General features: G+C 69.5%; 19 protein-coding genes and 1 pseudogene. 2 read left to right on the top strand and 18 right to left on the bottom strand.

Translation table 11 applies throughout. From position 1 onward, the window contains the following. Positions 1 to 13 precede the first annotated feature (13 nt). The gene (locus NGK70_RS13925; protein WP_251969134.1) at positions 14 to 1,372 is read right to left on the bottom strand and encodes a DEAD/DEAH box helicase; all 1,359 of its coding nucleotides are present in this window, start codon (positions 1,370 to 1,372) and stop codon (positions 14 to 16) included. 827 nt (positions 1,373 to 2,199) lie between these two features. Here NGK70_RS13925 and NGK70_RS13930 point away from each other — a divergent pair. Further along, positions 2,200 to 2,436 (top strand): annotated as a pseudogene (locus NGK70_RS13930) (acyl-CoA thioesterase); the annotation flags it as partial. Between the two features lie 156 nt (positions 2,437 to 2,592). On the opposite strand, the gene NGK70_RS13935 reads toward NGK70_RS13930, so the two are convergent. The 5 genes from NGK70_RS13935 to NGK70_RS13955 all read right to left on the bottom strand — a co-directional run bounded on the left by NGK70_RS13935 (position 2,593) and on the right by NGK70_RS13955 (position 4,739). Beyond that, on the bottom strand, positions 2,593 to 2,898 hold the full coding sequence (locus NGK70_RS13935) for a hypothetical protein (protein ID WP_251969135.1): 306 nt from the start codon (positions 2,896 to 2,898) through the stop codon (positions 2,593 to 2,595). Positions 2,899 to 2,935: 37 nt separating this feature from the next. Next, positions 2,936 to 3,157 (bottom strand): FmdB family zinc ribbon protein, encoded by a 222-nt coding sequence (locus NGK70_RS13940; RefSeq protein ID WP_251969136.1) that lies wholly within the window; start codon positions 3,155 to 3,157, stop codon positions 2,936 to 2,938. A gap of 67 nt (positions 3,158 to 3,224) precedes the next feature. Then, the gene (locus tag NGK70_RS13945) at positions 3,225 to 3,587 is read right to left on the bottom strand and encodes a LiaI-LiaF-like domain-containing protein (RefSeq protein WP_251969137.1); all 363 of its coding nucleotides are present in this window, start codon (positions 3,585 to 3,587) and stop codon (positions 3,225 to 3,227) included. Between the two features lie 148 nt (positions 3,588 to 3,735). Next, a complete protein-coding gene (locus NGK70_RS13950; protein WP_251969138.1) occupies positions 3,736 to 4,095 on the bottom strand; it encodes an antibiotic biosynthesis monooxygenase family protein in 360 nt (119 codons plus the stop codon). Positions 4,096 to 4,112: 17 nt separating this feature from the next. Continuing rightward, positions 4,113 to 4,739, bottom strand: a complete 627-nt coding sequence (locus NGK70_RS13955; protein WP_251969139.1) for an FMN-binding negative transcriptional regulator — start codon at positions 4,737 to 4,739, stop codon at positions 4,113 to 4,115. Between the two features lie 245 nt (positions 4,740 to 4,984). On the opposite strand from NGK70_RS13955, the gene NGK70_RS13960 reads away from it, so the two are divergent. Further along, positions 4,985 to 5,269: a type II toxin-antitoxin system HicA family toxin gene (locus NGK70_RS13960; protein WP_251969140.1), complete on the top strand. Its 285-nt coding sequence runs from the start codon at positions 4,985 to 4,987 to the stop codon at positions 5,267 to 5,269. Positions 5,270 to 5,314: 45 nt separating this feature from the next. Here the strand turns inward: NGK70_RS13960 and NGK70_RS13965 are convergent, their stop codons facing one another. From NGK70_RS13965 to aptA, 12 genes are all read right to left on the bottom strand, one after another. Further along, positions 5,315 to 6,238, bottom strand: coding sequence for a DMT family transporter (locus NGK70_RS13965; protein WP_251969141.1), 924 nt, complete (start codon positions 6,236 to 6,238; stop codon positions 5,315 to 5,317). 27 nt (positions 6,239 to 6,265) lie between these two features. Beyond that, complete coding sequence (locus tag NGK70_RS13970) at positions 6,266 to 7,762, bottom strand: aldehyde dehydrogenase (RefSeq protein ID WP_251969142.1); 1,497 nt, start codon at positions 7,760 to 7,762, stop codon at positions 6,266 to 6,268. Positions 7,763 to 7,764: 2 nt separating this feature from the next. Next, positions 7,765 to 9,186 (bottom strand): DUF3138 family protein, encoded by a 1,422-nt coding sequence (locus NGK70_RS13975; RefSeq protein WP_251969143.1) that lies wholly within the window; start codon positions 9,184 to 9,186, stop codon positions 7,765 to 7,767. 51 nt (positions 9,187 to 9,237) lie between these two features. Beyond that, positions 9,238 to 10,086 (bottom strand): ABC transporter permease, encoded by an 849-nt coding sequence (locus NGK70_RS13980; protein WP_251969144.1) that lies wholly within the window; start codon positions 10,084 to 10,086, stop codon positions 9,238 to 9,240. Beyond that, complete coding sequence (locus tag NGK70_RS13985; RefSeq protein ID WP_251969145.1) at positions 10,083 to 11,030, bottom strand: ABC transporter permease; 948 nt, start codon at positions 11,028 to 11,030, stop codon at positions 10,083 to 10,085. Before NGK70_RS13985 ends, NGK70_RS13980 begins: the two co-directional genes overlap by 4 nt. Further along, positions 11,027 to 12,166, bottom strand: coding sequence for an ABC transporter ATP-binding protein (locus NGK70_RS13990; RefSeq protein WP_251969146.1), 1,140 nt, complete (start codon positions 12,164 to 12,166; stop codon positions 11,027 to 11,029). Before NGK70_RS13990 ends, NGK70_RS13985 begins: the two co-directional genes overlap by 4 nt. A gap of 38 nt (positions 12,167 to 12,204) precedes the next feature. Then, a complete protein-coding gene (locus NGK70_RS13995) occupies positions 12,205 to 13,323 on the bottom strand; it encodes a polyamine ABC transporter substrate-binding protein (RefSeq protein ID WP_251969147.1) in 1,119 nt (372 codons plus the stop codon). A gap of 185 nt (positions 13,324 to 13,508) precedes the next feature. Next, positions 13,509 to 14,891, bottom strand: coding sequence for an aspartate aminotransferase family protein (locus NGK70_RS14000; protein ID WP_251969148.1), 1,383 nt, complete (start codon positions 14,889 to 14,891; stop codon positions 13,509 to 13,511). A gap of 117 nt (positions 14,892 to 15,008) precedes the next feature. Then, complete coding sequence (locus tag NGK70_RS14005; RefSeq protein WP_251969149.1) at positions 15,009 to 16,376, bottom strand: glutamine synthetase family protein; 1,368 nt, start codon at positions 16,374 to 16,376, stop codon at positions 15,009 to 15,011. A gap of 126 nt (positions 16,377 to 16,502) precedes the next feature. Next, entirely contained in the window at positions 16,503 to 17,291 is a 789-nt protein-coding gene (locus NGK70_RS14010) for a gamma-glutamyl-gamma-aminobutyrate hydrolase family protein (protein WP_251969150.1), read from the bottom strand. Between the two features lie 151 nt (positions 17,292 to 17,442). Then, entirely contained in the window at positions 17,443 to 18,753 is a 1,311-nt protein-coding gene (locus tag NGK70_RS14015; RefSeq protein WP_251969151.1) for an NAD(P)/FAD-dependent oxidoreductase, read from the bottom strand. A gap of 15 nt (positions 18,754 to 18,768) precedes the next feature. Continuing rightward, complete coding sequence (aptA, locus tag NGK70_RS14020) at positions 18,769 to 20,076, bottom strand: omega-aminotransferase AptA (protein ID WP_251969152.1); 1,308 nt, start codon at positions 20,074 to 20,076, stop codon at positions 18,769 to 18,771. Positions 20,077 to 20,216: the final 140 nt, after the last annotated feature.

Below are 20,216 nucleotides of genomic sequence, written 5' to 3' on the forward strand. Positions count from 1 at the left end.
CGCGCCGGCCGCTTCAGCGGCGGCGCGCCTTCGGTGCTGCGGCAGCGGCCGCAGCCTCGGCCGCGGCGGCCTCGCGCAGCTTGTCCTTCTTGCTCTTGCGCCGGCCCTTCACGCCGCCGTTCGGGTCCGCAGCGGTGGGCGCTGCCACCGTCTCGGGCTCGAAGCCCGGCACCTGCTCGCGCGCCACGCGCTGGCCCTGGCGCTTCTCGATCAGGCGGAAGTGGGCCTCGCTGCCCGGCGCATCCGCGCAGATGAAGCTCACCGCCAGGCCCGGGGCCTCGGCGCTGGCGCCCAGGCGGCCGGTGCGGCCAATGCGGTGGACGTGGTCGGTCGCTGAGCGAGGCAGGTCGTGGTTGACCACCACCTCCAGCTGGTCGATGTGGATGCCGCGCGCGGCCAGGTCGGTGGCCACCAGCACGTTCAGGCGGCGCTGATGGAAATCGGCCAGCACCTGGGCGCGCCGGCCCTGGCTGAGCTGGCCGTGCAGCGGCTCGGCCGCGATGCCAGCGCGGCGCAGCTTGTCCGCCACGTGCTCGGTGGCGTACTGCGTGGCCACGAAGACCAGCACGCGCTGCCAGCCCTCGCTGGCCATCAGGTGGCGCAGCAGCGGCGTGCGCTGGGCGGTCGACACGACGATGGCGCGCTGGGGCACCTGTTGTGGCAAAGGCGGCGCCAAACGCCCGTCGGCCCCGTCATCAGCGGGATGGCGCAGGTCGATGCGCAGCGCATCGGCAGCCAGCGTCGCCACGCCCGCAGGCAGCGTGGCGCTGAACAGCAGGGTCTGGTGGCGCTCGGGCAGGGCCGCGCGCAGGCGGGCCATCTCGTCGGCAAAGCCGAGGTCGAGCAGCCGGTCCGCCTCGTCGAGCACCAGGCAGCGCAGCTCGCGCAGTTGCAGCGCGCGGTGCTCCAGCAGGTCCAGCAGCCGCCCGGGCGTGGCCACCACCAGGTGGGCACCGCCTCGCAGCGCCATCATCTGCGGGTTGATCGACAGGCCGCCCACCGCCACCACCGTGCGCAGCTCGGGCGCCAGCGCCTGCACGTCCGCGGCAATCTGCGCGGCCAGCTCGCGCGTGGGCGCCAGCACCAGCGCGCGCAGCGGTCGCGGGCGTTGCGTCAGCACGCCGGGCTCGCCGAGCAGGCGCTGCAGCAGCGGCAGCAGGTAGGCGGCGGTCTTGCCCGTGCCGGTGGGCGCCAGGCCCAGCACGTCGCGCCCTTGCAGGGCGGCGGGCAGGGCCTGCGCCTGGATCGGCGTGGCCGTGTGCCAGCCGATCGACGCCGCCGCGGTGGCCAGCGGTGGAGCCACGCCCAGCGCGGCCAGGGTGAGATCAGGCGGTGCGGTGTCCGCCGCGGACACTGGGAGTACAGCAGCCACAGGGGGCACTGGGGGCACAGGGGAAATAGGGTGCACGACGGGCCTGACGGTTCAGCGACAGTACTGCATGTGGAAGGGGCGCGCGAGTGTACGCGGGTGGCGCTCGGCGAGCCGGCGCCAGGATGACGACGAAACACCGGCCCGGTGGCCACCGCTGGGTGTCTGGCGGTGGACGCAGGCGGCAAGTCCTTGCTGTTGGGCCGCCCGACTGTTCCTAGACGCTGAGGCCGGCCCGGCCGAGGTTGTCGGCGATGATGAAGAGGATGTTCGGACGTCGGGGGATCGGGCCGGTCCTACTCCACGACGCTACAAGCCCGCAATGCCAGCCTGCACGCGTGCAGGGCCTCGTTCACACCCCGCAGGCAGTCACCTACAGTCCAGCTGGGGGGCCCACGCTTCCAACAAAGGCACTTCCGAAAGCAGCGGGCGGCAGCATGGCGCACATCGGGACCGATTTGCCAGGGTGTGACGCGGTCTTGTCCACCCCGTTGGTCGCGGCCTGCAGGGTCACTGGTCGCGGTCATCTGCCTGTCGAGCAACTCCGTCTTGCCTGCTTGCCGCCGCTGTCACACCGTCTACCGCTGTGCGTAGGCCATCGGGCACTTCGAATGTCGGCACCCAGCCGACCTGCGCCATCGCCTACTCCCTTGAGCCTCTTTGCTGCAGTGACGGAGATGATACGAGTGGCCTCGGGTGCTGCGTTGTCAGCCGCAGCGTCGCTTCAACTGCCGACGGCATCAAGCGCACCGGCTTCGTGGCTGAGGCGCGGCATGGCATGGAAGGTGCTGCGGTGGCCCCTTCCACCTGATCCGCACCGGGACCCCGCCATGAACCTGCCTGCCCACCAACTCACCATGACGGTGCTGATGACGCCCGACACGGCGAACTTTGCCGGCAACGTGCACGGCGGCACCATCCTGAAGCTGCTCGACCAGGTGGCCTACGCCTGCGCCAGCCGCTATGCGGGCCGCTACGTCGTCACGCTGTCGGTGGACCAGGTGGTGTTCCGCCAGCCGGTGCATGTCGGCGAGTTGGTGAGCTTCCTGGCCTCGGTGAACCATACCGCGCCAGGAGTTCCAGCGCCGGGCGGCGCTGGCAGCGGGCTGAGAGCCTCTCTGCGGAAGGGGGATTCGCGGGAGGCTCGCCACCTGTGCAGCAGGTCTGCGCCGACACTGGCCGATCTGGCGATCTGCGGGTGGGGGTGCACCGTGGGGTGCATTTCACCCGGGCGGTTCGCCGAACTCCGCCAGGCAGGCCCGCGCGAAGCGCTCGCTGCCGGTGAGCGTCAGGGCCACGGTGTGCCAACCGTCGGCTTCCGCCTGTACCTGCAGGTCGTGGTTCCAGTCGCCGCCGTCTTCGGCGGGGCCGTGGCTGTGGCCGAAGTGCCGCCAGGCCCAGTCGAGCAGGCGCTGTGCTTCAGCCAGGGCAGCGCCGTGCTGTGCACTGCGGGTGGAGGCCAGCCACTCCAGCACGGTGATGCCGTCGGTGGTGTCCACCACCTCGCAGGTCAGGTACTGCAGGGTCATCGGGGGGATGCGCAGTGCAGCGCGACGACGCGCGGCCTCACTGCATCATCGGGCAGCCGCCGCCGGCCGCCTGGCCGCAGCCCCCGCAACCGGGCGGCAGGGCCGGCGCAGCGTCCTGGCCCATCGGCTTGGCGGGCACGGACAGCAGCTTCTCGAGCCGGGTCGAGTGGCATCGCGGGCAGGCCGGCACGGTGTCCGAGCGGACCAGGGTTTCGAAGGCGTGGCTGCAGTCCTGGCAGGCGTATTCGAAGATGGGCATGGTGGAAGGGCTCCCGAGGCAATGGCCGTGATTGTCGCGCAGCCTCCGCCGCTCGCCGCCCCCGCGTTCAGCGCTGTGGGCGCCAGGTGCGCAGCAGCAGGAGGACGCCCGCCCCGATCGGCAGCAGCGGCCACCACTGCCGCAGGTGCAGCGCGGGGAGCATGCCAAGGTGGCCGGCGGTCAGCAGGCTGCCGACGATCACCAGCGCAGGGCCCCCGATCCGCAGGCCGCCATGCCGGCTGCCGAAGAGCTTGCCCAGGCCAAGCAGCACCAGCGCCATCGGCCAGAAGGTGTGCAGCAGCCGCAGGTCCGTCAGCTGCAGGTTGTCCGCCAGCGCCAGCAGGCCGATGCCGATGGCGGCGATGCCGAGCGTTGCTTGGCGCGCGATGGGGCGCGTTGCCGGGGCGAGGGAGGCGGTGGTGGTGTGCATGGTGGCGTGCTGGGTTGGGTGTTGGAGAAGCCGTGACGCCAGTGGAACGCCTGGGCCCAGGCGCGCAAAGCGGGAAGCGACGAAACACCCCGGCGAGACCGCCAAACGACGCCAGCGGCGATGAATGGCAGGCCCCGTTGCCCGCGCTTCAGCCGACCGCGGCGCGGCTGACCGTGGTGCTGCTGACCGGCCGCCCCGCCAGCGGGTGCGCGATGCCGCCGTCGCCGTAGCTGGCCAGCACTTCGGCGATCACGACCTGGTAGCCCTTCAGCCAGCGCGCCTGCGCCCGCTTGGCCGCCAGGTGGTCCGGGTGGTCGATCAGCGCCTGCAGCGCCTCGCGGGTCGCCCAGTAGTAGACGTTCGAGACCAGCCCGGTGGCCGGGTTCTCCCAGGCCTCCTCGCCCAGGTAGCCGGGCAGCGACTTCGCCAGCGCGGCAATGGCCGCATCGAGCCGGTGGAACTCGTCGTCATACTCGCCCGGGGCGAAGGTGAAGGTGGCGGTGTACATGGTGTGTCAGCCCCGCCTCAGCCGGCCTCGCGCATCGAGCGGGCCAGCGCGGCCTGCCCCCGCGCATCCAGCGTGTCGGCGGCGTTCTGGCGGTCGCGCGCTTCCTTGTTCTGGCTGAGCTTGGACTTGCCGACCAGGGAGGTGATGCGCACCTCGATGCCGACGATGTGGCGCAGCATCGCATCCAGGTAGTCGGTGGGGGCATCGCCCATCTTCCAGGGCAGTGGCTCGCCGGCCTCGTGGCGCCGGGTCAGGCGTGCGAGCAGGCCGCGCAGCCAGCGCTCGTCGTCGTGCAGGTGCAGCGTGCCGTGGGCGTGCACCACCTCGTAGTTCCAGGTCGGCACCTGCCGGTGCGCCTCGTGCTTGCTCGGGTACCAGCTGGGCGAGATGTAGCCCTGCGCGCCGCGGAAGATCACCAGCACCGGCGACCCCTCGGCGCAGCGCTGCCACAGCGGGTTGGCGCGGGCCACATGGGCGCACAGCGTGCCCTGCGTACCCGTGGTGGGGTCGAATTCGAAGGGCAGGTGGTCCGCGTCCAGCCCTTCGGGCCCGGCGGTGGTGACCAACGCACCCAGCGGGTGCTCACGCAGGATGCGCTGCAGCGTCTCGCTGCGGGTCTCGGCAAAGTGGGTGGGCAGGTACATGGGCGGGGTGGTGTGGTGGCGCCGAGGGCCTTGGCACTGGCCTTGGCATGTGGCCTTCATCAGGGCGAGCTGCGGAATGTCCCGTCAATCGGTTTCCGTGACAAGGCCTTCGGCCGGCCTGTTGGCGCGCCAGCGGCATCTGCGGTGACCTTGATCCCGGTTGACCCCCGTTGATCCGCGGGTGTCGGCAAGCGGCTGCGTTGGAGTACGCTGGCTGCGTTGACGACAGACGGGAGCCACGCACCATGAGCAAGCACCACGCCACCCTGATCCGGGCGCTCTTCCATGATCCGCCCGCGCACAACCTGCACTGGCGCGACATCGAAGCCCTGCTGCGCCACGTTGGCGCCGAGATGGAGCCGATCACCGGCAACCGCGTGCGCGTCACGCTCAATGGCATGGAAGACGTGCTGCACCGCCCCCACGGCAACGAGGTAGACCGGCACTCCGTGCAGCACATCCGGGCCTTCCTCGGCCGCTCGGGCGTGACGCCGGCGGCGTATGAGGGGGTGGGGGAAGGCGGCAGCTGAAGGGGCGATTGAAGCAGGGGATGGGTGACTGGCGCCTGACCGGCGTCATGAGCCATCCCGGCGGGCCGCCCGCCCCGGCCAAGTGGCCAGCACCACCCCTGCGAGTGCCAGCGCAAACGCGGCGCCCTGCGCGCGGCTGACCGCCTCCCCCAGGAAGCCCACGCCCACCGCTGCAGCAGACAGCGGCAGCATCACGGTGAAGACGCCCGCCTGCGCGGCCGGCACATGGCGCAGGCCGGTCATCCACAGCCACACGGTGACCATGCTGGCGGCCAGGGCGTAGAACAGCAGCAGGGCCCAGGTGGGAGTGCCGATCTGGCCGAAGTCAAAGCTCAGCGCCTGCCACAGCCCCAGCGGGGTGACCAGCGCCAGGCCCCAGAGGTTGACCAGCGCGCTGATGCGCTTGGGGCCGATGTGGCCGGTGAGCTGCTTGCCGATGACGACGTAGCTGGCCTCGCAGAACACCGCTCCCAGCAGCAGCAGGTTGCCCAGCCAGGCCGAAGGCGCTGCGCCCGCCCCGGTGGCGCCGGGCGGCGCCTTGCTGAGCGAGACCAGCGCGATGCCGCCCACCGCGCAGGCGATGCCGGCCAGCACGCGCGGGGCGATGCGCTCCTTCAGGAACAGGCGCGACAGCAGCGCCACCGCGCCCGGCAGCGCCGCCATGATCACCCCCGCGGCCAACGCGGTGGACAGCGCCACGCCGTAGAGCATGCAGATCGAGAACAGGAAGTTGCCGAGGAAGCTCTCCCAGAACAGCAGGCGGCGGTGGCGGACGTCCAGCGGCGGCTCATTGCTCGGCCGGCGCACCCACCCAGCCATCGCCACGGCGGCGATGCCGAAGCGCAGCCAAGCGAGCAGGAAGATCGGGAAGAGGGCGACCAGCAGCTTGGACAGACCGACGTAGGAGCCCACCAGCGCCATGCTGGCCGCCAGGCTCGCGTAGGCGAGCCAGGGAACGGGGTGCTGCATCGCGGTCAGCGGCCCCGGAACGACAAATCAGTCATCGATGCGGACCCAGGTGGTCTTCAGCTCGGTGTACTTGTCGAATGCATGCAGGCTCTTGTCGCGCCCGTTGCCGCTCTGCTTGTAGCCGCCGAAGGGCACGGTGATGTCGTCCTCGTCGTACTGGTTGACGTGCACGGTGCCGGCGCGCAGCGCGCGGGCCACGCGGTGGGCGCGGTTGAGGTGGTCGCTCCACACGCTGGCCTGCAGGCCATAGGGGGTGCCGTTGGCGATCGCGATTGCCTGCGCCTCGTCCTTGAAACGAATCACCGAGGTCACCGGGCCGAAGATCTCCTCCTGGGCGATCTTCATGGCCGGGTCCACGCCGTCGAACACGGTGGGCTCGACGTAGTAGCCGCCCGTCTCGGCACGCGCCTGGTGGCCACCGACCACACAGCGGGCGCCCTGCTCGCGACCCGCGTCGATGTAACCCAGCACGGTGCGCAGCTGGGTCTCGTCGACCAGCGCGCCCATCACGGTGCTGGGCGCCAGCGGGTCGGCCGGTTGCCAGGCCGGGGCGTGGGAGGCCAGCAGCTCGACGAAGCGGTCGGCAATGTCCTCGTGCACCAGCACGCGCGAGGGCGCGTTGCAGCTTTCACCCTGGTTGAAGAACATCGACTCGGCCAGGGTCTTGGCGGCGCGGGGCAGGTCCTCGAAGTCCGGGAAGACGAGGAAGGCGCTCTTGCCGCCCAGCTCGTTGTAGACCCGCTTGAGGTTGGAGCGCGCCGCGTAATCCAGCATGCGCCGGCCGGTGCGGGTGGAGCCGGTGAAGCCGATGGCGTCCACCTGCGGGTGCAGCGCCAGCGCCTCGCCGGCCTCGTGGCCAAAGCCCGGCACGACGTTGAAGACGCCCGGCGGCAGCCCGGCCTCGATGGCCAGCTCGGCCAGGCGCAGTGCGGTGTACGGCGACTTCTCGCTGGGCTTGAGCACCACCGAGTTGCCGGTGGCCAGGGCAGGGCCGAGCTTCCAGGCCGCCATGATCATCGGGTAGTTCCAGGGCACGATGCAGCCGATCACGCCCATCGCCTCACGGGTGATCAGTGCCAGCGCGTTCGGCCCGGTGGGCGCAATCTCGTCGTAGACCTTGTCGATCGCCTCGGCGTACCACTGGATGCAGCGGGCGGCGGCGGGCACGTCCATCGTGCGGGCGAACTGGATGGGCTTGCCCATGTCCAGCGTCTCCAGCAGGGCGAGTTCGTCCTTGGCCGCCAGGATCTTGTCGGCGAAGGCCTGCAGCACCTTCTTGCGTGCCGCCGGCGCCCGGCGCGCCCAGCGGCCATCCTCAAAGGCGGCGCGGGCACTGGCGACCGCGGCGTCGATGTCGGCGGCCTGGCCACGCGCGACCGCACCGAGCAGGCGGGCGTCGATGGGCGAGTGCTTGGCAAAGGTGGCGCCGTTGGCGGCGTCGCGGCGCTGGCCGTCGATCAGGCAGCGGCCATCGGGCACCAGCGCCGCGGCACGCTCGGCCCAGCTCGGGGTCGTGGTGGCCATGGTCAGAAGCTCACCAGCACCGAGGCGCCGAAGATCTGGTTGCTCTTCTTGAACAGGCCGTCCTTGACGTACTCGAATACCGGCAGGTTGGCGCGGTCCAGGCGGTACTCGGCCTTGAAGGTGGTGTTCAGGTCCCAGAGGTAGGAGGCGCCTGCCGTCAGTGCCATGCGGTTGGCGCCCTTTTCGGCGTCACCGGCGGCGTCAGGGCCGATGCCGTTGCGGCCGTCTGCGCCGGTGTAGCCCAGCAGGCCACCGCCGTTCTTCTGGTTGCGCAGGTAGTCGAAGCGCGCCGTGGTCTCGAAGCGCGGCATCCACTTGTAGGCGAACAGGGTGGACAGGCCGATCCATTGCGAGTCTCGCAGTTCGCCGGTGACCGGGTCGGCAGTGACCGCCGCCTTCTTCTGCGTGCCGTAGCTCAGCTGGCCCTGCCAGGTCACGTCGCCGCGGATGAAGTAGGCGTCGACCTCGAAGAGGTGCGCCATCGTGTCGCGCGTCGAGTAGGGCAGGGAGGTCACCGGGTTCACACCGACGCCGTCGGCCGTGGTGTCGTCGAGAGCGCGGAAGTTGGCCACCTTGCCATGCATGCCCGCGAAGCCAAAGCCCTGGAACTCGCCCTTGGAGTAGTCCACCCGGTAGGCCAGTGCCGGGGTCTTGTTGCTGCTGGACTTCTTGGCCGCGTTGACGTTGGCCAGCACGCCCTTGACGATCCACTTGCCGCGCGTGAGCTCGATGCCAGCGCCGGTGTAGGCGGTGGGCAGGGTGAAGTCGAACAGCAGGTTGTGGGTGATCAGCTTGTTCAGCGTGGGCTGCAGGTACTCGTAGCCCGACCAGTCGGGGATCTGGCCGGCGATGAAGCGGGTCTGCAGGTCGCCCAGCGGCACCGACACGCTGGCTTCGTGCACCGGCGACGTACCGTCGAAGACCGAGCCGACGCCGCGGTTGGGCGCCAGCGTCAGGCGCCACTTGGTGCCGGAGTCGGTTTCCTTCTGGAAGTCGATCACCGCGGCGCCGAAGTAGGAGTTGTCGTAGTTGTAGCCGTCATCGGCCACGCGGTTCAGGAACTGGAAGCCGGCGCGGTCCTGGGCCCGGTTATAGAAGAAGGTCGGGTCCATGTAGCCGCTGATCTTCAGCAGCTTCATGCCGGCGGCGTCACGCCCGTCCTCCAGCGCTTCAGCCTTGACGGCCACGCGGTTGAGCTCGGCCACCTGCTCGGGCGTCATGCCCCATTGGCGCTCGCCGGCGGCCGCCGCAGTCGCGGGCTTGGCCTCCAGCTTCTTTTCCAGCTCGGCGACCTTGTCCTTGAGGGCGCGCAGCTCCTTCAGCAGGTCCTCGTTGCTCTGTGCGGCGGCAGCACCGGGAAAGGCAGCGGCGAGCGCCAGCACGACGGGCGCCAGCAGCAGGGGGGCGGGTTGCCTGGAAGTCATCGGGGCTCTCCTCTCGGGTCGGGGTTCGTGAAATGGGTGCGGATGGGGAAATCAGCGGCGGGCGGCCTCGGCCATTTCGAGCTGGCGGCGGCGTTCGGCGCGGGCAATGGCGTAGCTGGCGGCGACCACGCCGATCGCGACCACCACCACCACCACGGTGGCAATGGCGTTGACGCTGGGGCTCAGGCCCAGCCGGGCGCGCGAGAAGATCACCAATGGCATCGTGGTCGCGCCAGGGCCGGACAGGAAGGCCGACAGCACCACGTCGTCCAGCGACAGCGTGAAGGTCAGCAGCCAGGCCGACAGCATGGACTGCGTGATCATCGGCAGCGTGACGAGTCGGAAGACCTGGTGAGGCCGGGCACCCAGGTCCATCGCGGCCTCTTCCAGCTGCGGGTTCAACTCGCCCAGGCGGGCCTGGATCACCACGGTGGCGTAGGCCAGGCCGAGCAGCAGGTGGCCCAGCCAGATGGTCATCATGCCCCGCTCGGGGAAGCCGATCGCCCTCTGGACGGACACCAGCATCAGCAGCAGCGACAGGCCCACCACCACCTCGGGCATCACCAGCGGCGCATTCACCATGCCGTTGAACACGGTGCGGCCAGTGAAGCGGCGGTACTTGATCAGCGCAAAGGCCGCCAGCGTGCCCAGCAGCACCGAGCCGCAGGCGGTCAGGAAGGCGATCTTGACCGACAGCCACAGCCCGGCGAGCAGCTCGTGGTCCTCGGCCAGCGCGGCGTACCACTTCAGCGTGAAGCCGCGCCAGACGTTGGCCACCGGCGAGTCGTTGAAGGAATAGACGACCAGCGCGACGATCGGCAGGTAGAGGAAGACGAAGCCAGCGGCCAGCCAGCCGAACGCGAAGCGGCGGTTGAAGGCCGCGGAGGTGCCTCGATTCATCGCTGCGCCTCCTGTGCTTCGGCCTGGTATTTGTTGAAGATGGCCAGCGGCACGATGATCAGCAGGATCATCACCACCGCCACCGCCGAGGCCATTGGCCAGTCGTTGTTGGAGAAGAACTCGTCCCACATCGTGCGGCCGATCATCATCGTCTCCGGTCCGCCGAGCAGCTCGGGGATGACGAACTCGCCCACGCAGGGGATGAACACCAGCATCGAGCCGGCGATGATGCCTGCCTTGGACAGCGGTACGGTGATCTTCCAGAACGTCACCCAGGGCGTGGCGCCGAGGTCGGCGGCGGCTTCCAGCAGGCGCAGGTCCATCTTGGCGAGGTTGCCGTACAGCGGCAGCACCATGAAGGGCAGGTAGGTGTAGACCATGCCCAGCACGAGCGAGAAGGGCGTGTTCATCAGCTTGCCCGGCGCGGTGATCAGGCCGGCAGCGGCCAGCAGCTGGTCGGCTCCGGTGGCGATCAGCAGGTCGGCCACCCAGCCATGCTCGGAGAGCAGCGCCTTCCAGGAGTACACGCGCAGCAGGAACGAGGTCCAGAAGGGCAGCATCACCAGCATCAGCAGGGCCGGCTGCACGGTGGCCTTCGCCCGTGCCATGAAATAGGCGAAGGGGTAGCCGATGCCCAGGCAGAGCAGCGTGGTGGCCGCGGCGTACTTCAGGCTGGCGAGGTAGGTGCGCCAGTACAGCTCGTCCTGGGTGATGAAGACGTAGTTGCCCAGCTTGATGCTGAGCTGCAGCAGGCCATCCCGGTAGGTGACCAAGTCCTTGAACTGCACCGTCTCCATCTCGGAGACGCTGATCTTGGCCAGGATCAGGAAGGGCAGCAGGAAGAACACCAGCAGCCAAAGGTAGGGGATGCCGATCACTACGCGCCGGCCCGTGAACCAGCCACGCAGGCGCGACCCCAGGGACCCGAGCGAGGCGAGGCTCATTGCGTCAGCACCACGTGGGCCGAACGCGACCAGTGCGCCCAGACCTCGTCGCCCCAGGTCAGCTCGTCGTCGCGGTGGCGCTGCGTGTTGGCGAGCGTGACCTTGAGCACCGCGCCGCTGCCCAGCTGCACGTGGTAGACCGTGTAGCCGCCGAAGTAGGACAGCTCCTTGATCGTGCCGCGTGCGGTGTTGAACGCGTCGCTGGGTGCGTGGCGGCCAATGTGGATCTTCTCGGGCCGCAGCGCCACCGTGACGGCCATGCCTTCGGTGCCGGTGATGCCGTGGCCGACGTAGTGGCGGCAGTCGGGGCAGTCGATCACGACGTGGTCGGGCTCGTCCACCGCCAGCGTGCCGTCCATCAGGTTGACGTTGCCGATGAAGTCGGCCACGAAGCGGGTGGCTGGCGTCTCGTAGATCTCGCTCGGGTGGCCCACCTGCAGGAAGCGGCCCTCGCTCATCACCGCGATGCGCGAGGCCATGGTCATCGCCTCTTCCTGGTCGTGTGTCACCATCACGCAGGTCACGCCGACCTGCTCGATGATGTTGACCAGCTCGATCTGGGTCTGCTCGCGCAGCTTCTTGTCGAGTGCGCCGAGCGGCTCGTCCAGCAGCAGCAGCTGCGGCTGCTTGGCCAGGCTGCGCGCCAGGGCCACGCGCTGCTGCTGCCCGCCGGAGAGCTGGTGCGGCCGGCGCTTGGCGTACTTGGCCAGCTGGGTGAGCTTGAGCATGGCCTCGACCCGCTCGGCCACGCGGTCCCTGGCCCAGCCGTCGCGCTGCAGCCCGAAGGCGATGTTCTCCCACACCGTCAGGTGCGGGAACAGCGCGTAGGACTGGAACATCATGTTCAGCGGCCGCTCGTAGGGCGGCAGCCCGGCGAGGTCCTGCCCGTTGAGGATGATCCGCCCCGAGGTGGGTGTCTCGAAGCCCGCCAGCATGCGCAGCAGCGTCGTCTTGCCGCAGCCCGACGAGCCCAGCAGCGCGAAGATCTCGCCCTTGGCGATGTCCAGGCTGACGTGGTCGACGGCCTTGTAGCCGCTGAAGTCCTTGACGATGTCGCGGATCTGCAGGAAAGCCGGTTGCCCGGCTCCTGCTGCGGCCGGTGACACCGTCGCCGCCGCCGCACTGCTGCTTGCCATCGATGCGCTCCTTCCGGTCCGTCGGGCCAGCGATCAGGTCACATGCCGGTCTTGAAGCCGGTGTAGGTGCGCGTCATCAGGCGGCGCAGGTCGTTGTTCAGCGCATCCGGGGCGACCATCTTCTTCATGTCCGCGTCGGACAGGAACACGGTCGGGTTGCTCGCCACCTCGGGTTTGACGAACTTGCGCGATTCCTTGTTCGGGTTGGCGTAGAACACCTTGTTGGTCAGCGCCGCGTGCACTTCGGGGCGCAGCAGGTAGTTGATCCACTTGTGGGCGTTGCCGGGGTGGGCGGCATCGGCGGGGATCACCATCACGTCGAAGAAGAGGATGCCGCCGCTCTTAGGGATCAGCACCTGGATGTTCTGGCCGGTCTTGCCGTCAATGGCACGCTGGCGCGCGATGCTGATGTCTCCCGACCAGCCCAGCGCCAGGCAGATCGAGCCGTTGGCCATGTCGTTGATGTAGCCCGACGAACTGAACAGCGTCACCGAGGGGCGCACGCTCTTGAGCAGGTTGGCCGCGGCGGTGTAGTCCCCGGGGCTCTTGCTGAAGGCCGGCTTGCCGAGGTAGTGCAGGGCGGCGGGGATCACTTCCGTGGCGGAGTCGAGGAAGGACACGCCGCAGGACTTCATCTTCGAGACGTACTCGGGCTTGAAGACCAGGTCCCAGGCGTTGTCGGGCATCGGTGTGCTGCCCAGCGCGGCCTTGACCTTCTCGACGTTGATGCCCACCGTGGTGTAGCCCCACAGCCAGTTGACCATGTACTCGTTGCCCGGGTCCATGCGGGCGAGCTGCGCCTGCACCGCCGGGTCGAGGTGCTTGTAGTTGGCGATCTGGGCCTTGTCGATCTTGCGCAGCAGGCCGCCGTCGGCCTGCAGCTTGGCCCAGTTGGACGAGGGCACCACGATGTCGTAGCCCGTCTTGCCCGCCACCAGCTTGGCGTGGACGATCTCGTTGTTGTCGAAGTTGTCGTAGCGGACCTTGATGCCGGTTTCCTTCTCGAAGTTCCGGATCGTGTCCTCGGCGATGTAGTCTGACCAGTTGTAGATGTTCAGCACCTTCTCCTCTTCCTGCGCGATCGCGCTGGCGCCAGCAAGGAGGGAGAGGGCCGCAGCCGCCAGGGAGACGACCGATCGGACAGACATCAGTTTCATGAAGGAACCTCCAGGAAGGTGAGGCCGTGGGGCCTGGGGACAGCAGTGTCGGAGCGTGACGCGCCGTAACGCACGTGATGTTTGCAACGAGTCTAAGGTGAGGCCGGCCCGGTGGGCCGGCGCGGCGGCCGAAATCTGCCCACCGCCTCCCCACGATGACTTGCTTACAACAGCCGCCGGGCGGGTCATGGCATCCAGCCGCGTGCGCGCACGTCGGCCAGGGTCAGGTCCAGGCAGCGGCGGATCAGCGCCACCATCTCGTCGACCTGCGCCAGCGTCATCACCAGCGGCGGCGCGATGATCATGCGGTCACCCACCGCGCGCATGATCAGCCCGTTGCCGAAGCAGTGGCCGCGGCAGAGCATGCCGATCTCCAGCTCGCCGGGGAAGGCCTCTCCGCTCGCCCGGTCCTTGACCAGCAGCAGTGCGCCCATCGCGCCGCAGGTCTGCGCCTCGCCCACCAGCGGGTGCTCGCCCAGCTGTGCGAACTGCTCGGCCAGGTAGGGCCCCAACTCGTCGTGCACGTGCTCGACCAGCTTCAACTCGCGGATCAGGCGGATGTTGGCCAGCGCCACCGCGCAGGCCACCGGGTGGCCGGAGTAGGTGTAGCCGTGCTCGAACTCGCCACCCTGCTCGATGAGCACCTTGGCGACGCGCTCGCCCACCATCACGCCGCCCAGCGGGATGTAGCCGCTGGTCACGCCCTTGGCGAAGGTGATGAGGTCCGGCCGGCTGCCCACGGTCTGGCAGCCGAACCAGTGGCCGGTGCGCCCGAAGCCGCAGATCACCTCGTCGCTCACCAGCAGGACGCCGTACTGGTCGCAGATGCGCTGGATCTCGGGCCAGTAGGTCTCGGGCGGCACGATCACGCCGCCGGCGCCCTGGATCGGCTCGGCGATGAAGGCGGCCACCTTCTCCGGGCCGACCTCCAGGATCTTCTGCTCCAGCCAGCCGGCCGCCACCTTGCCGAATTCGGCGCGGCAGAGCCCCGCCGGGCGGCCGTGCAGCCACCAGTAGGGCTGCTCGATGTGCGTGATGCCGGGAATCGGCAGCCCGCCCTGGGCGTGCATGTACTTCATGCCGCCCAGCGAGGCGCCCGCCATCGTGGAGCCGTGGTAGCCGTTCCAGCGGCTGATGATGACCTGGCGCTCGGGCTGGCCCTGCAGGTCCCAGTAGCGGCGCACCATTCGCACCACGGTGTCGTTGCCCTCCGAGCCCGAGCCGGCGTAGAAGACGTGCTGGAAGCCCGGCGGCATCACCTCGGCCAGCAGCTCGGCCAGCTCGACGGCCGGCGGCGTGGTGGTCTGGAAGAAGCTGTTGTAGAAGGGCAGTTCCCGCAGTTGACGGGTGGCCGCGTCGATCAGCTCCTGGCGGCCGTAGCCGACGTTGACGCACCACAGGCCGCTCATCGCGTCGAGGATGCGGTGGCCCTCGCTGTCGCGCAGGTAGATGTTCTCGGCGCTGGTGATGATGCGCGAGCCCTTCTTGGCCAGCGCCTGGAAATCGGTGAAGGGGTGCAGGAAGTGCGCCGCGTCCGCGGCCTGCCATTCGGCGGTGGTTCTTGTCATGACGTACTCCATGGATGGCGTTGGGTCTTCGTCCAGCAGACACCGCGGAGCCGGCTTTGCCGGGCCGCTGGTGTCGCCCCCTTGAGGGGGAGCGGCGTCAGCCGCAACGGGGGTGGGCTACACGTGCAGCAGGAGGTGCTCGCGCTCCCAGGGCGAGATCACCTTCATGAACTCGGCGTGCTCGATCTCCTTGACCTCGGTGTAGACGGTCACGAACTCCTCGCCGAGCACCGCCGCCAGGTCCTTCTCGGCGCGCAGCTTCTCCAGCGCCTCGCCCAGGCTGCGCGGCAGCTGGTAGTCGCCCAGGTAGGCGTCGCCCTTGCACTCGGGAGTGGGCTCGATGCGGTTCTGGATGCCCAGCCAGCCGCAGGCCAGGGTGGCGGCCAGGGCCACGTAGGGGTTGGCGTCGGCGCCGATCACGCGGTTCTCGATGCGGCGCGCCGCCGGGCTGGCCACGGGCGATCGGATGCCCACGGTGCGGTTGTCGGTGCCCCACTGGATGTTGATCGGCGCGGCGGTGAAGCGCGCCAGCCGGCGGTAGCTGTTGACGTAGGGGGCGAACAGCGCCATCGCCGCCGGGATGTAGTGCTGCAGCCCGCCGATGTACCAGCGGAAGGCGTCGCTGGCCGAGCCGTCCGGGTTGCTGAAGATGTTCTGGCCCTGCTGGTCCACCACGCTCTGGTGGATGTGCATCGCGCTGCCCGGCTCGCCCGCGATCGGCTTGGCCATGAAAGTGGCGAACATGTTGTGCCGCATGGCCGCCTCGCGCACCGTGCGCTTGAAGAAGAACACCTCGTCGGCCAGCCCCAGCGGGTGGTCGTGGAAAAAGTTGATCTCCATCTGCCCGGCACCGATCTCGTGGATCAACGTGTCGACGTTCAGCTCCATCTGCTCGCAGTAGGAGTAGACGTCCTCGAACAGCGGGTCGAACTCGTTGACCGCGTCGATCGAGTAGGCCTGGCGCGAGGTTTCCGCCCGGCCGCTGCGGCCAATGGGCGGCTTGAGCGGCATGTCTGGGTCGGTGTTGCGCGCCACCAGGTAGAACTCCAGCTCGGGCGCCACGATCGGATTCCAACCCGCACCCTCGTACAGGTCGCACACGCGCCGCAGCACCGAGCGCGGCGCGAAGGGCACCATGCGGCCGTCCTTGTCGTAGCAGTCGTGGATGACCTGCGCGGTCGGGTCGGTGGCCCAGGGCACGATGCGCACCGTGCGCGGGTCGGGGCGCAGGTGCATGTCGCGGTCGGTGGGGTTGATGACGTCGTAGTAAGGCCCCTCCTCGGGGAACTCGCCCGTCACGCCCATCGCGACCACCGCCTCGGGCAGCCGCATGCCGCGGTCCTCGGTGAACTTCTGGCGCGGCAGGATCTTGCCGCGCGCCACGCCGGTCAAGTCCGGCACCAGGCATTCGATCTCGGTGACGCGCCGCTCGTTGAGCCAGTTCTCGAGTTCGGCGAAAGTGAAATGTTCTCTGCTGCTGACCATGGGGTCTCCCGTTGACCATCCCGTTCGGTGCCTTCGATGCGCTCAGGGCGCCCGGGCATCAGGCCGGGGATGCATGGGCCTGGGAAGCAGGTGCCGGCGACGCCAGATGAGGCGGCCGGCACCCGGTCAGCGATCGGGGGGGCGGTGGGTGTCGCGGTAATCCTGGCAGGCCGCACCGAAGGCACGCAGGAGGGCCATGGAGACCGGGTTGTCGGCTGCCAGCCACTCCGGGTGCCACTGCACGCACAGGGCGAATCCGGGGGTGTCGGCGGTAGGGACCGTCGAGAAGGCCTCGACCAGCCCATCGGGCGCGAGTGCCTCGACACGCAGGCCGTCGGCCAGGCGGTTCACGCCCTGGCCGTGCACGCTGTTGACCTGCAGTTCGGCGCCGACGCCGAAGAGCCTTTCGAGCCAGCCGCCGCGCTGCACCACGATGGGGTGCGACGCGGCGTACTGCACCTCGGCGGGGGCCGCTTCCGGGGCGCGGTGGTCGTGCTTGCCGGGCACCTCCTGCACCGCCTGGTGCAGGCTGCCGCCCAGCGCGACGTTGGCTTCCTGGAAGCCCCGGCAGATCGCCAGCAGCGGGATGCCGCGCTGCAGCGCTTTCGGGATCAGCGGCAGTGTCCAGTCGTCACGCACCGGGTCGAGCGGCAGGCGCTGGTCGTAGACCTCCTCGCCGTAGTGGCTGGGGTGCACGTTGGAGGGCGAGCCGGTCAGCAGCACGCCATCGGCCAAGTCCAGCAGGACGTCCAGCTCCGCGGGCGAGGCCGAAGGCACCACCAGCGGCAGCGCGCCGGCCAGGCGCACCGCGTCGACGTACTTCTTGCCTGCCACGTGGAAGGGATGCTGTCCAAGCATCCGGTTGCAGGCCGGGACCAGCACGAGCGGCTGGCTGGACGGGGGTAGGGTGCTCATTGGGCTTGCCGCCACGGGGCTGAGTCCGCGGCTCTGGGCTTACTGAAGTGATGGATGGTTCCTGCTCGTGCAGGGAGTGTGCCAGAGGCGTTGGGGGCCGGTGCGCGGGGTTCCACCAAGGCCCGATCTCCGACCTGTCGAGGGACGCCTGCTACCAGAAGCTGTCGCGCAGCCGGTACCAGGCCATGCCCAGCACCAGCAGCGGCGTGCGCAGGTGCGCCCCGCCAGGGAAGGGGCGGTGCCGCAGCCGCGCAAAGGTGTCGAAGCGCTCGGCGTCCCCGGCCATGGCCTGTGCCACCAGCTGCCCTGCCAGCCCCGTGAGCGCCAGGCCGTGGCCCGAGAAGCCCTGCAGGTAGTAGACATTGGCGACATGGCCCCGTGCCGGCAGGCGGCCGAAATCCGGCGCGCGGTTCATCGACACGTCCACGAAGCCGCCCCACGCGTACGCCACCGCCACGCCCTGCAGCTGCGGAAAGGTCTGCACCATGCGCTGGCGCAGCCCCTCGGCCATGCGCAGCGGCGTGAGCGTGCTGTAGGTGGCGCGCCCACCGTAGAGCATGCGGTGATCGGCACTGAGCCGGTAGTAGTCCAGCACCCAGTTGTTGTCGCAGACCGCCGCGCCGCAGGGGATCAGCGCCCGCGCACGTTCGGGCGTCAGCGCCTCGGAGCCGACGATGTAGGTGCCGACCGGCATGATGCGGGCCTGCAGCGCCGGCACCAAGCCCTGCAGGTAGACGTTGCCGGCCAGCAGCACCTGGCGCGCGTGGACCTCGCCCTGGGTGGTGCGCAGCACGGGCTCCGGGCCCTCGACCAGCGCGGTGACAGGGCTGTGCTCGAACAGCTGCGCCCCGGCCTGCTCGGCCGCGCGTGCCAGGCCCAGGGTGTACTTGAGCGGATGCAGGTGGCCGGAACGGGCGTCGTACACCGCGCCGCGCACGCGCGGACTGGCGATCCAGTTCGGCAGGTCGGCCCGCTCGATCGGCCGCTGCTGCCAGCCGTAGAGGCGCTCCAACCGCTCGGCATCGTCGTACAGGCCGCGCGCCTTGCCCTCCTGCACCGCCACGCCGAGGAAGCCGTCGCGCCAGTCGCAGTCGATGCCGTGGCGCGCACAGCGGCTGCGGATCAGCGCCAGCGCGTCAATGGACATCGCGAAGATGCGCCGCGCCTCGTCCAGCCCCAGCTGCGCCTCGATCTGTCCCATCGAGCAGGCCAGCCCGTGGATCGCCTGGCCGCCGTTGCGCCCGCTGGCGCCCGAGCCGACCTGGCGGGCCTCCAGCAGCACCACGCGCCGGCCGTGCTCGGCCAGCTCCAGCGCGGCGGAGAGCCCCGCCAGCCCGCCGCCGACGATGGCCACGTCCGCCTCGATGCGCCCCTGCAGCGCCGGCCGATCCGCCCCGCGTGGCGCCGTGGCGGCGTAGTAGGAGTCGCGCGCCAGGCTCAGGTCGGTGTCGAGCAGGGCCATGACGCCAGGCGCCGGTCAGGCCACCCGGTTGATCGCACCGCGCAGCGTGTCCACGATCTGGTCGATCTGGCCGCGCTCGATGATCAGCGGCGGTGACAGCGCGATGGTGTCGCCCGTGGTGCGGATCAGCACACCACGCTCGTAGCAGTCCAGGAACACGTCGAAGGCCCGCTTGCCCGGCTCGCCCGGGCGCGGCGCCAGCTCGATGCCGCCGACCAGGCCGATGTTGCGGATGTCGATCACGTGGGCGCAGCCGCGCAGTGAGTGCACCGCCTCGGCAAAGTAGCCCTGCAGCTCGCCGGCCTGGGTGAGCAGGCCCTCGTCGGCATAGGTGTCCAGCGTGCCCAGGCCGGCGGCGCAGGCCAGCGGGTGGGCCGAGTAGGTGTAGCCGTGGAACAGCTCGATCAGGTGCTCCGGCCCGTTCATGAAGGTGTCGTGGATCGCCTGCTTCACGAGCACCGCGCCCATCGGCACCGCCCCGTTGGTGATGCCCTTGGCGGTGGTGATGAGGTCCGGCGTGACGCCAAAGGTCTGTGCCGCAAAGGGCTGCCCGGTGCGCCCGAAACCGGTGATGACCTCGTCGAAGATCAGCAGGATGCCGTGCCGGTCGCAGATGTCGCGCAGGCGCTGCAGGTAGCCCTGCGGCGGGATCAGCACGCCGGTGGAACCCGCCACCGGCTCCACGATCACCGCGGCAATAGTGGATGCGTCGTGCAGCGCCACCAGCCGCTCCAGGTCATCGGCGAGGTCCGCCCCATGCTCGGGCTGGCCCACGCTGAAGGCGTTGCGCGCCGGGTCGTGCGTGTGGCGGATGTGGTCCACCCCGGCCAGCAGCGTGCCGAAGGCCTTGCGGTTGGCCACGATGCCACCCACCGAGATGCCGCCGAAGTTGACCCCGTGGTAGCCCCGCTCACGGCCGATCAGCCGGGTGCGGGTGCCTTCGCCGCGGGCGCGTTGGTAGGCGATGGCAATTTTCAGCGCCGTCTCGACCGACTCGGACCCGGAGTTGGTGAAGAACACGCGATTCAGCCCCGGCGGGGCCAGCTTCGCCAGCCGGTCGGCCAGTTCAAAGGCCTGCGGGTGGGCCATCTGGAAGGGCGGCGCGTAGTCCATTTGCGCCGCCTGCGCCTGGATGGCCTGCACAATCTTCGGCCGCGCGTGGCCGGCGTTGACGCACCAGAGGCCGGCCACGCCGTCCAGGATCTGGCGGCCGTCATCGGTCCAGTAATGCATCCCCTCGGCACGGGCCAGCAGGCGCGGGGCCTTCTTGAACTGGCGGTTGGCGGTGAAGGGCATCCAGTAGGCGTCGAGGGAGCTGCTCATCGTGCGCTGTGAAGGGAGTGGGTTGGCGGTGAATTCGTTGGCCGTGAATTCGGTCCGAATCAGTCTAGCCAAGGTGGTGCGCAATGTGCATGCACGATGGGCCGGTGCTCACCCTGCCAAACGCAATTTTCTGCGAAGGC

Origin of the sequence: Sphaerotilus microaerophilus, from assembly GCF_023734135.1 — a bacterium.
Lineage (GTDB): Bacteria > Pseudomonadota > Gammaproteobacteria > Burkholderiales > Burkholderiaceae_C > Sphaerotilus > Sphaerotilus microaerophilus.

Coding starts and splice junctions, on each gene's coding strand:
- NGK70_RS13935 (WP_251969135.1), bottom strand. CDS start 2,898: ATGACCCTGCAGTACCTGACCTGCGAGGTGGTGGACACCACCGACGGC.
- NGK70_RS13940 (WP_251969136.1), bottom strand. CDS start 3,157: ATGCCCATCTTCGAATACGCCTGCCAGGACTGCAGCCACGCCTTCGAA.
- NGK70_RS13945 (WP_251969137.1), bottom strand. CDS start 3,587: ATGCACACCACCACCGCCTCCCTCGCCCCGGCAACGCGCCCCATCGCG.
- NGK70_RS13950 (WP_251969138.1), bottom strand. CDS start 4,095: ATGTACACCGCCACCTTCACCTTCGCCCCGGGCGAGTATGACGACGAG.
- NGK70_RS13955 (WP_251969139.1), bottom strand. CDS start 4,739: ATGTACCTGCCCACCCACTTTGCCGAGACCCGCAGCGAGACGCTGCAG.
- NGK70_RS13960 (WP_251969140.1), top strand. CDS start 4,985: ATGAGCAAGCACCACGCCACCCTGATCCGGGCGCTCTTCCATGATCCG.
- NGK70_RS13965 (WP_251969141.1), bottom strand. CDS start 6,238: ATGCAGCACCCCGTTCCCTGGCTCGCCTACGCGAGCCTGGCGGCCAGC.
- NGK70_RS13970 (WP_251969142.1), bottom strand. CDS start 7,762: ATGGCCACCACGACCCCGAGCTGGGCCGAGCGTGCCGCGGCGCTGGTG.
- NGK70_RS13975 (WP_251969143.1), bottom strand. CDS start 9,186: ATGACTTCCAGGCAACCCGCCCCCCTGCTGCTGGCGCCCGTCGTGCTG.
- NGK70_RS13980 (WP_251969144.1), bottom strand. CDS start 10,086: ATGAATCGAGGCACCTCCGCGGCCTTCAACCGCCGCTTCGCGTTCGGC.
- NGK70_RS13985 (WP_251969145.1), bottom strand. CDS start 11,030: ATGAGCCTCGCCTCGCTCGGGTCCCTGGGGTCGCGCCTGCGTGGCTGG.
- NGK70_RS13990 (WP_251969146.1), bottom strand. CDS start 12,166: ATGGCAAGCAGCAGTGCGGCGGCGGCGACGGTGTCACCGGCCGCAGCA.
- NGK70_RS13995 (WP_251969147.1), bottom strand. CDS start 13,323: ATGAAACTGATGTCTGTCCGATCGGTCGTCTCCCTGGCGGCTGCGGCC.
- NGK70_RS14000 (WP_251969148.1), bottom strand. CDS start 14,891: ATGACAAGAACCACCGCCGAATGGCAGGCCGCGGACGCGGCGCACTTC.
- NGK70_RS14005 (WP_251969149.1), bottom strand. CDS start 16,376: ATGGTCAGCAGCAGAGAACATTTCACTTTCGCCGAACTCGAGAACTGG.
- NGK70_RS14010 (WP_251969150.1), bottom strand. CDS start 17,291: ATGAGCACCCTACCCCCGTCCAGCCAGCCGCTCGTGCTGGTCCCGGCC.
- NGK70_RS14015 (WP_251969151.1), bottom strand. CDS start 18,753: ATGGCCCTGCTCGACACCGACCTGAGCCTGGCGCGCGACTCCTACTAC.
- aptA (WP_251969152.1), bottom strand. CDS start 20,076: ATGAGCAGCTCCCTCGACGCCTACTGGATGCCCTTCACCGCCAACCGC.